General features: G+C 52.2%; 12 protein-coding genes and 1 pseudogene. 12 read left to right on the top strand and 1 reads right to left on the bottom strand.

Annotated elements, in window-relative coordinates:
* The first annotated feature begins 52 nt into the window (after positions 1-52).
* The 7 genes from AFE_RS14475 (at position 53) to AFE_RS14455 (ending at position 7,048) form a co-directional block, all read left to right on the top strand.
* Positions 53-538 carry a GNAT family N-acetyltransferase gene (locus tag AFE_RS14475; RefSeq protein WP_009562839.1) on the top strand — a complete coding sequence of 162 codons (486 nt, stop codon included), beginning with the start codon at positions 53-55 and terminating at the stop codon, positions 536-538.
* A gap of 704 nt (positions 539-1,242) precedes the next feature.
* Complete coding sequence (locus AFE_RS14470) at positions 1,243-2,238, top strand: 2-hydroxyacid dehydrogenase (protein ID WP_009562388.1); 996 nt, start codon at positions 1,243-1,245, stop codon at positions 2,236-2,238.
* 38 nt (positions 2,239-2,276) lie between these two features.
* Complete coding sequence (locus AFE_RS14465; RefSeq protein ID WP_009562387.1) at positions 2,277-2,744, top strand: DUF2934 domain-containing protein; 468 nt, start codon at positions 2,277-2,279, stop codon at positions 2,742-2,744.
* A 187-nt stretch (positions 2,745-2,931) separates the two neighbouring features.
* On the top strand, positions 2,932-4,821 hold the full coding sequence (gene htpG / locus AFE_RS14460; RefSeq protein ID WP_012537630.1) for a molecular chaperone HtpG: 1,890 nt from the start codon (positions 2,932-2,934) through the stop codon (positions 4,819-4,821).
* A gap of 34 nt (positions 4,822-4,855) precedes the next feature.
* The gene (locus tag AFE_RS17140) at positions 4,856-5,212 is read left to right on the top strand and encodes a helix-turn-helix domain-containing protein (RefSeq protein WP_371741686.1); all 357 of its coding nucleotides are present in this window, start codon (positions 4,856-4,858) and stop codon (positions 5,210-5,212) included.
* Between the two features lie 152 nt (positions 5,213-5,364).
* The gene (locus tag AFE_RS16285) at positions 5,365-5,793 is read left to right on the top strand and encodes a cytochrome C (RefSeq protein WP_146235849.1); all 429 of its coding nucleotides are present in this window, start codon (positions 5,365-5,367) and stop codon (positions 5,791-5,793) included.
* Between the two features lie 142 nt (positions 5,794-5,935).
* Entirely contained in the window at positions 5,936-7,048 is a 1,113-nt protein-coding gene (locus AFE_RS14455) for a lysozyme inhibitor LprI family protein (RefSeq protein WP_012537629.1), read from the top strand.
* Between the two features lie 108 nt (positions 7,049-7,156).
* On the opposite strand, the pseudogene AFE_RS14450 reads toward AFE_RS14455, so the two are convergent.
* Positions 7,157-7,603 (bottom strand): annotated as a pseudogene (locus AFE_RS14450) (IS66 family transposase zinc-finger binding domain-containing protein); the annotation flags it as partial.
* Positions 7,604-8,464: 861 nt separating this feature from the next.
* Here AFE_RS14450 and AFE_RS14445 point away from each other — a divergent pair.
* The 5 genes from AFE_RS14445 (at position 8,465) to AFE_RS14425 (ending at position 13,998) form a co-directional block, all read left to right on the top strand.
* The gene (locus tag AFE_RS14445) at positions 8,465-9,922 is read left to right on the top strand and encodes a hypothetical protein (protein WP_012537628.1); all 1,458 of its coding nucleotides are present in this window, start codon (positions 8,465-8,467) and stop codon (positions 9,920-9,922) included.
* A gap of 11 nt (positions 9,923-9,933) precedes the next feature.
* Complete coding sequence (locus tag AFE_RS14440; protein WP_012537627.1) at positions 9,934-10,626, top strand: c-type cytochrome; 693 nt, start codon at positions 9,934-9,936, stop codon at positions 10,624-10,626.
* 101 nt (positions 10,627-10,727) lie between these two features.
* Positions 10,728-11,279, top strand: a complete 552-nt coding sequence (locus tag AFE_RS14435; RefSeq protein WP_012537626.1) for a cupredoxin domain-containing protein — start codon at positions 10,728-10,730, stop codon at positions 11,277-11,279.
* A 14-nt stretch (positions 11,280-11,293) separates the two neighbouring features.
* Positions 11,294-12,058 carry a cytochrome c oxidase subunit II gene (locus AFE_RS14430; protein ID WP_009561085.1) on the top strand — a complete coding sequence of 255 codons (765 nt, stop codon included), beginning with the start codon at positions 11,294-11,296 and terminating at the stop codon, positions 12,056-12,058.
* A 56-nt stretch (positions 12,059-12,114) separates the two neighbouring features.
* Positions 12,115-13,998, top strand: a complete 1,884-nt coding sequence (locus tag AFE_RS14425) for a cytochrome c oxidase subunit I (protein ID WP_009561084.1) — start codon at positions 12,115-12,117, stop codon at positions 13,996-13,998.
* Positions 13,999-14,002 lie beyond the last annotated feature (4 nt).

Here is a 14,002-nt window from a genome sequence, read left to right as displayed (position 1 = left end):
GGTGTGGGGGGCAGAGAGGTTGCTTCCTGCCCCGATGAGGGCGCTTGAGACCATGCCGCTGACGCATCGCCCCGTTGACGAGAAAGACATTCAAATCATTTGCGGGTTTCCACAAAGTGAAGACGAACTATTTTTCTTGTTCCCAAAGGCGGAATTCCCGTTGTCTTCTTCGCAATTACGGGATGCCATAGCGCAGCGTTCAGATTCATCCGTAGTCGAGCTTGGTGGTGAAGTCATTGCTTTTGCCAATTTCTATCGCTGGGAGTCTGGCGGCCGTTGCTCCATCGGCAATGTCATCGTTTCCCCGGCGGCCCGTGGGCGCGGGGTGGGCCGCTATCTCATCGAACAGATGATTGCCCTTGCTTTTTCAAAGCATCAGGCGGCCGAGATAATAGTGTCGTGTTTCAATCAAAATATTGCCGGTTTACTGTTTTATCAGAAGCTGGGATTTCAACCTTACGCCATTGAGGAGCGGCAGGGCAGGAAAGGAAATCGGATTGCGCTTATTCACCTACGGCTATCGAGAAATGCGACCTGACTTGGTGGATTCTCTGAACCGATGAGGAAAATAATTTTATGATGATTTTACTAAAAGTCACCCGAGCGCGCAGCGTACTGACCACCGCTTTCTGGATGACCGGTTACGCTGCTTATGTGTCATTGGGTGTAGCGCAAGCACAAGGGATGCCCGTAGGCGCCAGGATGAAACTTTATTGTCCACCATCACCGGGTCGGCAAAGGCGGTGGGGTTACTCAGGATGATACTTCGTGAAACGTGGAAATTGTTCAAAACGTAGAATCAATGGGATACGGCTGATCCAGGATGATACTTTATTGTCCGTTAACAGGTGTTATTGTTAACGGACAATAAAGCATCATCCCGGCGTTTCCCTGAATTACGGGCGGCCGGACCTGCTTGACAGATGCTGCGGACAGGGCTGTGAATGGCGCAGGCATGGTCGCGGCGTGCCTGGGGGTGAGCTGTGAAGAGGTTATAGTCCGTGTCGCGGGCAGCAACTTTTTCTGATCCGCGGCGAGGCCTTGCCCACGGACGACCGGCTGCTGTAGTAGTCTTTACGACCTGATGACAGTTAAAGACTGAACGCAGTCGTTCGCCCATGTCAAATCTACGTTCGGTTAAAGCCGGAGGTCTCCTCAATCTTACCTGATGTTTTGGACTATCCTTGACGTAGGAATCTTTTATCCCCCGTGTGCTGATGAGTACAGCGAAGGAGAGGTGCTATGCGTTGTCTGGTGACCAGTGCTCGCCCTTACGATGAACAATTCCTCAGCGCCGCCAACCATGGACGCCACGAATTGGTATTTGTTGAAACCGCACTGAGCGCGGATACGGCTTTTATTGCCCAGGGATACCCTGCCATTTGCCCCTTCGTGGATGACACGCTGGACGCAAAAACACTGGAAACCATAGCGCGCTTGGGGACTAAACTACTGGTCTTGCGCAGCACCGGGTTCAATCATGTGGACATGCCTGCGGCCGAGAAGTACGGCATCACCGTCATGCGGGTACGCGATTATTCCCCTTATGCGGTGGCTGAATATGCCGTCGGCCTGATGTTGACCCTGAACCGACACCTGCATAAAGCCTATAACCGGGTGCGTGACGGTAATTTTCTCCTCGACGGCTTGCTGGGTTTTGACATGCATGGCAAAACCGTAGGCATTATCGGCACTGGAAAAATTGGCCAGGCACTCGCCCGGATTCTGCATGGTATGGGCTGCCACTTGTTGGGCTACGACACAGTCGCCAATCCCGCGTGCCTGGAACTCGGCGTTGCATATGTACCGCTGGAAGAATTGCTCGTCAAAAGCCAAATCGTCAGCCTCCATGTGCCGCTGCTCCCGGAAACCCGGCATCTGATGAATGCGGAACGGTTCGCCTTGATGCCGGACGGTGCCATGCTGATCAATACCAGCCGTGGTCCGCTCATCGACACCACGGCACTCATTGCGGCACTGAAAAGCCGCCATCTGGGTGCTGTGGGTCTGGATGTCTATGAAGAAGAGGCAGAATTATATTTTAAGGATCATTGCGATGACATTATCTGCGATGACAGCTTCGAACGGCTGCTCACTTTTCCCAATGTCATCATCACGGGCCATCAGGCCTTTTTTACCAGTGAGGCACTGACCACCATTGCCAGGACCACGATCCAGAACCTGGATGACTACAGCGATGGAAAGGATAATCCCAATTGCGTTCGCAGCAAGGGATGAAAACAGTTCCGACATTCCATTTGAAAAGGAGTATCACCATGACCAATCAACACAGCGAGGCGGTCTCCCCTGAGCAGCGTCATTTGATGATTGCAGAGGCGGCCTATTACCATGCCGAACGGCGCGGTTTCCAGGAGAGCGATCCGATTGCGGACTGGGTGGAGGCGGAGAAAGAGATAGATGCCATGCTACGTCGTACCCCCATTCCGACCAAGGAAAAAACTGCGAAGGAAATATTTGAGGATCATCTCGAAACGCAACTCAAGGAATGGGATAAACAAATTTCCGGATGGAAGAGGAAGGCCAAGAAAGCGGATGGCGATATCCGCCGCAATATCGACGCCCAGTTGGAAATGCATCGTGCACAGCGGGTTACAGCACAGAACAAGCTAAAGGAACTGCGTCAAGGTGGCGCGCATGGCTGGGAAGAAATAAAGGATGGTGCAGAGCATGTCTGGAACGAAATACACCAGACCATCAATAGGATTGCGGAGCACTTTAGATGATGTGGCCATGTATGCCGGAGCGGCGTTGAATAATGAACCCGTCCTCTCGCGAGGAATCCCCATCAGCGCCTGCTTTGGATGAAGCACCCGCGGCCTTGATTTTTTCTTCGGCAGGCGCCACCTTCAGCGTGCTTACATTCAACCGTTCGCTCTCTGTGCGAACCCCGTTACTTCATCAGGAGAGATGATGGCCGCCAGCAAGGAAACCATGCAATTTCAAACCGAGATCAATCAGCTATTGCAGTTGATGATCCATTCGCTTTACTCCAACAAAGAGATCTTCCTGCGCGAGTTGATCTCCAATGCCTCCGACGCCTGCGACAAGCTACGTTTCGAGGCATTGGCCGACCCTGCCCTCTTGACAGGTGACAGCGAGCTCAAGGTAGAGGTGGATTTCGATCCCGAGGCCGGCACCATTACCGTGCGAGACAACGGTATTGGCATGAACCGCGACGAGGTGATCGCCAATATCGGCACTATCGCCAAATCCGGAACGCGAGAATTCTTTGAACGCCTCAGCGGCGATCAGACCAAAGACGCCAAGCTGATCGGCCAGTTCGGAGTAGGTTTTTATTCGGCATTCATCGTTGCAGATCGCGTCAGCCTGAATACTCGTCGCGCCGGCATGGAGGCCGAGCATGGTGTTCGCTGGGAGTCGGACGGTACCGGAACCTACACCCTGGAAACCCTGGATCTGCCCGCGCGCGGTACCGAAATCGTCTTGCACCTGCGCGAGGAAGAACGCCAGGACCTGCTCAGCGCATGGCGCTTACGCAGCATCATCAACAAGTATTCGGATCACATACCCCTGTCGATCCGTATGCGCAAAATAGGCGAAGGCGGCAAACCTGGTGACGAATGGGAAACGGTCAATAAGGCCTCCGCTCTCTGGCAACGATCCAAGTCCGAGATCAGCGACGACGAGTACAAGGAGTTTTATCGCTATGTCAGCCACGACTATGGTGACCCTCTGACCTGGAGCCACAACCATGTTGAAGGACGACTGGAATACACCTCCTTACTCTTCATTCCTGCCAAAGCACCCTTTGATCTCTGGGATCACAACCATCCCCACGGTATCAAGCTCTATGTGCAGCGCGTCTTCATCATGGACGATGCCGAGCAGCTCCTTCCCCGCTATCTGCGCTTTGTGCGCGGTGTGATCGATTCCAGCGATTTGCCTCTTAACGTCTCCCGCGAGATTCTGCAAGGTAACCGAGTCATTGATCAGATGCGCTCCGGTTCGGTGAAACGAATACTGGGTCTCCTCGAGGAAATGGCCGAGAAAGAGCCAGAAAAATATCAGACGTTTTGGAATGAGTTCGGACGGGTACTCAAGGAAGGACCGGGCGAGGATTACAGCAACCGCGAACAGATCGCCAGGCTGCTACGCTTCGCCAGCACCCACACGGATACGGACACGCAAAATGTATCGCTGGCCGATTACCTCGCGCGTATGGCCGAGGGTCAAGATAAAATCTACTACATCACTGCGGACTCCTTCCTTGCCGCCAAGAACAGCCCACAGTTGGAGTTGCTGCGCAAAAAAGGCATCGAAGTATTGCTGCTCAGTGATCGCGTCGATGAATGGCTGACCAGCCATCTGCCCGAATTTGAGGGTAAGGCACTGACATCCGTCGCCAAGGGTGCACTTGACCTGGGCGCCATCGAAACCGAAGAAGAACGCAAATCGCAGGAAGAAACCGAAAAGGATGCTGAGGGTTTGGTGGAACGCATCAAAAACGCCTTAGGCGAGCGGGTGGAGACGGTGCGCGTATCCCATCGTCTGACCAGTTCTCCGGCCTGTATCGTCCTGGGTGAGCGGGACATGGCCCTGTACATGCAGCAATTGCTCAAGCAGGCCGGCCACGAAATATCCAGCACCAAACCTGTCCTGGAGATCAACCCCACCCATCCCATGCTGGCACGCATAGAAGGCGAAAAAGACGATACCCGCTTCGCCGAATGGTCAGCACTGCTGCTGGATCAAGCGATTCTGGCCGAGGGGGGGCAATTAGAAGATCCCGCCGGCTTCGTCGCCCGCATCAATCAGTTGATGCTTGCGCTGGCAGGCTGAGCTTGCTTGTTAACATGCCCATAAATACCCGACCATAGCATGGTATAATTTAGGGCATGGAAAGAATCGATGTGCGCTGATTCGGGACCATTTTGGTGTGGATCTGCAGGAACGCCTGATTGGCAAGTCTCTCGAGCGTTGGGGCTTCACGCCGCAACGCCCCGTCAAAAGAGCGTTGGAGCAGAATCCGGAAGCGGTCCGTCAGTGGCTGGAGCAGGACTATCCCCGCCTACGCGCTCAGGCTGCCCAGGAAGGGACGCCAGCATCCATAAACACACGCGCAGATCCTGTTATGTATGCCTATGCCACTATCAGATGCCGACTTCACGTCAACAACGAATATCGTCTATACTCTCAAAAGTTGACGGCGCGTTTGTTTTCCAGATACTGAAGCATAGACTTTTACTACTAAGGGCCTTCCATACTGTTAGCTCCTGGCTTCGAGCCAGTGTAGATAACGAGTTCCCGTCAAATCATGGGGACGGTAACTACCTGACAAAAGCCAGACCGGTTGGTTGCCAGTTGAAAAAGGAGATTTTACTCATGGGATATAAAATACGTTTTCTCATAAGCACGTTGTCGGCATCTGCCTTGCTCTGGTGTGTAACCGCTTCTGCGGAAACATCGACAAACGCAATGCAAAATGCTATCAAAAACGGCTCGACACTTTTTGCCTCAACATCCCTGGGGAGTCGCGGTAATTCCTGCATGACCTGTCATCGTGGAGGTGGACGTAGCGAAGGAATTTTACCAAATGGTAAATCCATACCCAGCCTCATCGGTGCTGCGGCCACTTTCCCCCACTATAACAAACGGGCTGGGCAGGTGATTACCCTTGATATGCAAGTTAACTCATGTATCAAAAACGCTCTTCTGGGTAAACAGCTGCCTTATAACAGCAAGAAAATGGTAGCACTCGTTAGCTATTTGACTTCCCTTTCTCAAGGCAAGAAAATTAACATTATCAGATAACATGATAAGCAATAACTATAAATAATACGTTATAACATAACATGTTGCTGCTGACTTCTACGCTGGGCATATAACAAAAATTCTGCGCCTGAATAAGGTGAGTGCGACTCAACTTCAGCGGAAGCTGAAGTGTTTTTTGATCATGCAGAAGGTTGTGGCCCACTGGCGGGGTCCTTTTCTTCGCTGGAAAGTGACGCTCCCCCAACCGGCGCGTTTGTTCAAGTTCTTTGAGGGGGGATTGGCTCTCAGCCACTCCCGTTATGTGACTGCCAGCATAGTCAAAACCATCAATATCTTTGACCGTACATTTATGTCAGAAAATGCTCATACACCATATTTGACTATAGTTCTGGTATTACTGGGACTTTGTATGTCTGTACTGGCCCAGGCGAATTCGATACTGGACCTGCCATATGCCAATCTCGGGTCATGTGATCAAAAGGACAAATTGCGTCCGGCTCAGAAAGTCATTTGTGATGCATCTGATCCCCATTTGACCCATTACAATAGTATTGTTGGAGCAATGATGGAATATGATGGTGCGGCCAACGGCAATTACATTAATCTCTGGCGAGACCTTCCCATGGACAGTCCGGTCCAGAAGCGAGTGATCGCGGCCCAGAAGGCTTACTTGGAGCGCCGGGATGCGTGCGGCAAGGATTATGGCTGCATTCTGCGAACGGAGAAGGCCCGCACGAAGGAACTCTACGCGCAACAAGAGAAGTTAGAGAAGGCAAAGCTAGCTTGCCTCACCCAGGGTTGGGAAACGGCGGGTGGGGGGCCTCTGGAGCAACGGTTGCTGGATGGTTTCAATATCTTCCCTTGGCGCATGGTAACCCTGGCCAATGGTTGGCGGTTACAGTGGGGCACAATGCCGGACCAGGCATCTATTCAGTCGGTGGCCCTACTGGACTCCAAAGGAAGGATCCAAGCCTTGGGCACGGCCGAGAATCTATACCGTAGCCAGCTAGGTCAGCGGCTCTTGGAGCCAGTGCTGCGGATTTATGTGGCCAATGTTAAGTCCTTGGTGGAGATCGTACCGGTACTGAGCTCCTGGGCGGCGGCATCGAGTCTTGGTTTCAACCAGAGTTGTGATGGAGAGGAGCGGAGCAAATGCCAAGCTGCTCTTGCACATCTTCCGCGCATGGCGGTGTATGACCTCCACTGCAAAGCGCGCAAGACAACTCTAAGCTGCGGCTTGCCCAGTCCTGCGGTGAAGGGCAAAGTAGAGGATATCGGCTTTTATTCGCAATAAGTTTGCTGCTCTTGCAAAGAAATAGTCTGCAAAATCTTGTCACTTCCACGGAAACGCACGCTGCGGAAGTTGCGCTGTTAATAGATGAATTCCTTGTAATGGCAATGCAGCGTGCAGGATAGCCCCTTCCAGCAAGGCCATTTTGCAGGCTTCGGCGAGCAGGCTGATCCAGTATTCGCCCTGGCCCAGCCAGCTGCAGAGGGTGGCGCGGGAGATCGGTACGCCCGCCCGCAGGTACTGGGTTTCCTGCCGATATAAAGGCAGATGATCCACATGTTTCGCCGTCATCACGTGGGCCACCAGGCGCGCCGTGGGCAAGCCCTTGTCGATCACCTGTGCCGGTAATGCCGGACTTTCGATGGTACCGCAGGGGCGGCAGGCCAGTTTGGGGCGGATATGGCGAATCACCTGGAAGCGTCCAGGGATATAATCCAGTTTTTCGCTGATCTCTTCTCCAACGGTTTCCAAGAGGCCACCGCACTGCCCGCGGGTGCAGGTCAGAGGATCATGCCGCACTTCCACCCGGGGCAGATGGGCGGGGATCGTCATGCGGCCGTACTTCGCCGTCCCCCGGCAACATGAATAGGCTGAATGGCTTCCGGACGGAAGTGATTCGCGCATGGCTGCATGCGTTAAGGCGACGCAGTCAGCGCGTACGAATGTCTTGGCGGCGTTTTGGACCGATAGTGAACCGATACCTTCCTCCCGTAAAACTGGCTCATCCCTACCCATCGCAAAGGTTTCGCGTCATGACCTGAGGTAGGAGCCGTATGCGGTAATTCCGCTCGTACGGATCTGTGCGGGGGGCGGTGGGTAACTACTGCCTCTACCGCGACCCATCACGGTGACCTTGAGATGTCTCTTCCAACACCTTTGTGTTGAGGACGCATGGCGTGGAGATATCTTGGCATGTCAGTTTTTGGGACATTTTAGTGATCGCGGCATATAATTAAAAGGCCAGATTAACATGTTTAAATAACGTTAGCACATAATTCTTTTCTTATGTTCTTTATTTAAGTTATTGTGTTTTAGTGGATCCGTATCGTGATGCGCGTTCACAACGTATTGATTGTATGAGTATTATAATTGTAGCTCGCGAGGTGATCGTGAAATGCATGGAAGGGTTGGCCATGTATTTTAATGGGAGCATAAAAAGGTGTTGCAAAGTATTACGGTTTGTACTAAATAGAACGTGTGGGTGCTGTTAGCAACGCAACACCACTGGTTAGGGGCGGGTTGAGACCAACCAGAAACAATTCATAAGCCTACATTATGAATTCTGGTTGGCTATAGGTTTTATTAATTGGCATCGCGTTGTTGTGGTTTGCTGTTACCAGCCTGGCAGGAAGACCGGGCGCATGAGCGTATTTTGTTTATCTAATATGCCTGAAAGCGCATACCGCTATGGAGGGGATTATGGTGTCATCGTCCGTTGGTTTTAAAAAGAAAAGGTTGATCGTAGCATTAGCAGCAGTTGGTGGAATGGCGTTGTCTTCCGGTGCCTGGGCACTGCCATCCTTTGCGCGTCAGACCGGTTGGTCGTGCGCTGCCTGTCACACATCCTACCCGCAGTTGACGCCCATGGGCAGAATGTTCAAATTGCTCGGGTTCACGACCACAAACCTGCAACGGCAACAGAAACTCCAAGCCAAGTTCGGGAACAGCGTCGGTCTGCTCATATCCCGCGTATCACAATTTTCTATTTTTCTGCAGGCTTCGGCGACCAATGTTGGTGGCGGTCAGGCGGTGTTTGGTCCTGGGAACTCTAATGCGGGTGCTTCTCCCAACAATAATGTTCAGTTCCCCCAACAGGTGAGCTTGTTCTATGCCGGTGAAATCACTCCGCATATTGGGTCGTTTCTGCATTTGACCTACTCTGGCGGCGGCAGTGGTGCCGGTGCCGGAGGATTTAGTTTTGATGACTCCAGCATTGTCTGGACCCATCCATGGAAGTTGGGCACCAATAATCTTTTGGTCACGGGCGTAGACGTCAACAATACGCCGACTGCTATGGACTTGTGGAATACCACACCGGATTGGCAGGCACCATTTTTTAGCTCAGACTATTCGTCTTGGGGCCACGTACCTCAGCCATTCATTGAAAGTTCAGCAGGTGCTGGTTACCCATTAGCGGGTGTTGGTGTCTACGGAGCCGATATCTTCGGGCCAAACAGGGCAAACTGGCTCTACGCAGACGCCGATGTTTATACCAACGGTCAAGGAACCCAGGTCAACCCGGTTGGCGGCTTTACTGCAGCTGGCCCCCAGGGCAGACTTTCAGGGGGCGCCCCTTATGTTCGTCTTGCCTATCAGCACGATTGGGGTGACTGGAACTGGGAGGTCGGTACCTTTGGCATGTGGTCCAGCGTGTACGATAACACCATAAATAACACTCTCAATAAAGCAGGCGGCCCCATTGATACCTTCGATGATTATGATTTAGATACTCAGCTCCAATGGCTTGACACCAACGACAACAATAACGTGACGATCCGTGCTGCATGGGTAAACGAGCAGCAGCAATTTGGAGCGGGGAATGTCATATCTTCGAACTCCTCCGGTAACTTGAATTTCTTCAATATTAATGCCACCTATTGGTATCACGACCACTACGGTATCCAGGGCGGATACCGGAATGTGTGGGGATCCGCCAACCCCGGTCTCTACGGTACCACATACACCAATAGTGGTTCTCCGGACACCAGCAATGAATGGATAGAGGCTTCCTATCTGCCGTGGTGGAATACCCGCTTCTCCTTGCGATATGTCGTATACAACAAGTTCAATGGCGTTGGTTCGGCGTCGTCCAACAACCTTGGATATGGGGCGTCTGCGTATAACACCCTTGAACTGCTGGCCTGGATATCATACTAGGAGCCGATGCCATGACGACATACTTAAGCCAAGACCGGTTGCGCAATAAAGAGAACGACACGATGACCCATCCACATAGCAAGATGTATAAGTCGAAAACCTTCCTCCTGTTCAGCGCACTCCTGCTGGTGGCCGGGCAGGCGAGTGCTGCCGTCGGCAGCGCCGACGCGCCGGCGCCATACCGCGTTTCCAGCGATTGTATGGTGTGCCACGGGATGACTGGCCGTGACACACTTTACCCGATCGTCCCCCGCTTGGCCGGACAGCATAAAAGTTATCTGGAGGCGCAGTTGAAAGCGTATAAGGACCACTCCCGTGCCGATCAGAATGGCGAAATCTACATGTGGCCCGTGGCACAAGCGCTGGACAGTGCGAAAATCACGGCGCTGGCGGATTACTTCAACGCCCAGAAGCCGCCGATGCAAAGCAGCGGCATCAAGCATGCCGGTGTGAAAGAAGGAAAGGCCATATTCAACCAAGGGGTTACCAACGAACAAATCCCTGCCTGCATGGAATGCCACGGATCGGCTGGCCAAGGAGCGGGCCCGTTCCCCCGCTTGGCGGGCCAGCGTTACGGTTACATCATTCAGCAGTTGACCTACTTCCACAACGGCACACGGGTTAATACCCTGATGAATCAGATTGCGAAGAATATCACCGTGGCGCAGATGAAGGATGTGGCGGCTTATCTTTCATCGTTGTAACTGGTCAGCAGAAGTTTTCCTGGCAGACTGAAATTTATAAAAATGGGTCTGCCAGGCATTTGCACCGACAGATTTATGTGCTTCTCAAAGGAGGTAGAGGTATGGCAGCAAAAAAAGGTATGACTACGGTGCTTGTATCCGCCGTGATATGCGCGGGGGTAATTATAGGCGCCCTGCAGTGGGAAAAAGCGGTAGCTCTGCCCAATCCTTCCGGGCAGGTCATTAATGGAGTACATCATTATACGATTGATGAGTTTAACTATTATTATAAACCGGATCGGATGACCTGGCATGTCGGGGAAAAAGTGGAGTTGACGATAGATAACCGATCGCAATCGGCACCCCCGATTGCGCATCAGTTCTCCATCGGCAGAACACTGGTATCCCGGGACAATGGCTTTCCAAAATCACAGGCTATAGCCGTGGGATGGAAAGATAACTTCTTTGATGGTGTGCCAATTACCAGCGGGGGCCAGACAGGACCGGTACCGGCATTTTCCGTCAGCCTCAACGGCGGACAAAAGTACACCTTCAGTTTTGTGGTGCCCAATAAGCCCGGGAAATGGGAATATGGGTGTTTTCTGCAGACGGGTCAACACTTCATGAATGGTATGCATGGCATTCTTGACATACTACCTGCTCAGGGAAGCTAATTTAGGGAGGGCATATGAACGCAGCAAAAGAAAATTTATGGAAAGCTTTCCGTGGCTTGGTGATGGTCTGGATTATTGGCCTGGCGATTGGCGAAACGCTGATGGCCTGGGGCATCGGTAACTGGCCAATTTTGGGGAGTATCCAGGCGCATATTACCGCGGATGCCACCACATACCTGTTATGGCAGGCCGTAGCCATATATGTGCTGGTCGGCGGTGCGGTTGTATATAGCGCGTTTCGTTTCCGCGCATCGTCCATGTCAGACACTGCGGCGCCGGCTTATCAAAAGCGGACCTGGGCACCTTTCGTAGTGACCTGGCTGGTTTTGGCCATAGGCATCAACCTGGCAAATACCATTTACCCGGGTATGGTGGGCCTGGAACAACTTTGGGGTATCCAGTTAGATACGAAAAATCCATTGGTGATCGATGTTACCGCGCAACAATGGAAGTGGACGTTCTCTTATCCCAAGCAGGGCGTAACGGATGTTTCACAACTGGTGGTTCCAGAGGGGCGCACCATAGACTTTGTTCTGCGGACAAAGGACGTCATGCACGATTTTTGGGTACCTGCCTGGGGTGAGAAAAAGGACGTGATCCCAAATGAAGTGCGGCACTTGTTTATTACACCCACCATGCTGGGAACAACCGCTACAAACCCCATGCTGCGTGTACAGTGTTCCTTGATTTGTGGCAACGGACATCCGTTGATGCGCGCTCCGGTTAAGGTGGTGACACCAGCGGACTTCAAGACTTGGGTGGCAAACAATAGCTTCTAGTAGAGCCAGCTGAAGATTTGCCAGCACCCAACGTAAAATGTAATAAGGAGTAAGTAATGGCAACTAACGAAATTCAGGAAAGTGCGTTGAACAACATGGGAGTGGACAAGACGCCATTTGCGGCCAGCATGCTGTTTCCGCTGGTCCGTGCGACGCTTTGGGGACTAACCGGATATTTTGCTGCGGCATGGATTACCGCTTTATTGCTCCATACGGTAATAGTAAATCCTTTACCCGCGACAGTGGGTTATGTGGTCGGCTTGGTCTGCTGGCTGATGGGCAGCGGCGTATGGGAGGGATGGATACGACGCGCATTTGGAGGAAAAGAAGCCCCAACTTACACGGGCATCGAACGTTATTTTCGTTTTGGTCCCGATTCAAAATCTACGGCCGTACGCTACGTGGTATTAAATATAGTAACATTCTTCCTCGCCGGTATGGCCGCCATGGCTATCCGCATTGAATTGTTGACGCCGGATTCCACCAGTTGGTGGCTGTCGGAAATTCAGTACAACCAAACGTTCGGTATTCATGGATTGATGATGTTGCTGGGAGTGGTGGCATCTGCCATCGTCGGCGGTGTTGGCTACTATCTTATTCCGTTGATGCTTGGCACGAGAAATGTAGTATTCCCAAAGCTTCTCGGCCTGAGTTGGTGGCTTTTACCACCGGCGACTGTCGCTGTTTTCATGAGTCCTACGATTGGTGGGTTTCAGACTGGATGGTGGGGATATCCGCCATTGGCGCAAAACAGTGGTAGCGGTATTGTGTGGTACGTCCTTGGTGCCGCCACCATTCTTTTTGCGTCGCTACTTGGAGCCATCAATATCGCCGGAACCATGGTGTACATGCGCGCCAAGGGCATGAGCTTGGGTCGCGTTCCGATTTTTGTGTGGGGTTTGTTTGCGGCAGCCACTATTCTCGTCGTAGAGTCGCCAGCAACCTATACCGGCGCACTCATGGATTTGTCCGATATGATCGCCGGATCACATTTTTACACCGGCCCCACCGGGCACCCCTTAGCGTATCTGGATCAGTTCTGGTTTTTGTTCCATCCAGAGGTCTACGTTTTCATCCTGCCCGCTTTTGCCATATGGCTGGAGATTCTTCCTGCCGCGGCCAAGCGTCCGTTATTTGCTAGGGGTTGGGCAATCGCTGGACTGGTTGGCGTTTCCATGTTGGGTGCAATGTTGGGCGTTCATCACTACTTCACTGCGGTGAGTGACGCACGTATGCCCATATTCATGACGATAACGGAAACCGTATCCATTCCGACGGGGTTCATTTATTTGTCCGCCATCGGGACGTTATGGGGTGGTCGTTTAAGAATTAACGCTGCGGTGTTGCTCGTGTTGATGGCGATGATGAACTTCCTGATCGGTGGTCTGACAGGCATATTCAATGCCGATGTTCCCGCAGACCTTCAGCTGCACAACACCTACTGGGTTATTGCGCATTTTCATTATACGATGCTTGGTGGGGTGATTTTTAGCTGGATTGCCGCGCTATACTGGTGGTTTCCCAAGGTTACTGGACGGAAGATCAATGAATTTTGGGGAAAGTTTCACGCATGGTGGTTTTTCGTATTCTTCAATTGTACGTTCTTTCCCATGTTTATAGCTGGCCTCGATGGAATGAACAGGAGAATTGCGATATATCTTCCTTACCTGCATGACATTAACCTGTTTATGTCTATCTCGTCCTTTTTCCTGGGCGCAGGGTTTCTCATTCCGCTGGCCAACCTTTTATACAGTTGGCGCTATGGGCCCAAGGCCGAAGCCAACCCTTGGGGCAGCAACGGCCTGGAATGGCAAATAAAATCGCCAACACCGTATGTGCCATATCCGGCAGGGACTGAGCCAGAGGTTGTGGGCCCGAACGATAACTATGCGGCGGAAGCGAAAGAACCTTTTATTTGGGTACCTACGCCAAGCAAGTAAATTT

Source organism: Acidithiobacillus ferrooxidans ATCC 23270 (assembly GCF_000021485.1).
In the GTDB taxonomy this organism is placed as follows: domain Bacteria; phylum Pseudomonadota; class Gammaproteobacteria; order Acidithiobacillales; family Acidithiobacillaceae; genus Acidithiobacillus; species Acidithiobacillus ferrooxidans.
The sequence above is the reverse complement of the archived record's forward strand: the minus strand, read 5'-3'. Positions and strand labels throughout refer to the sequence as shown.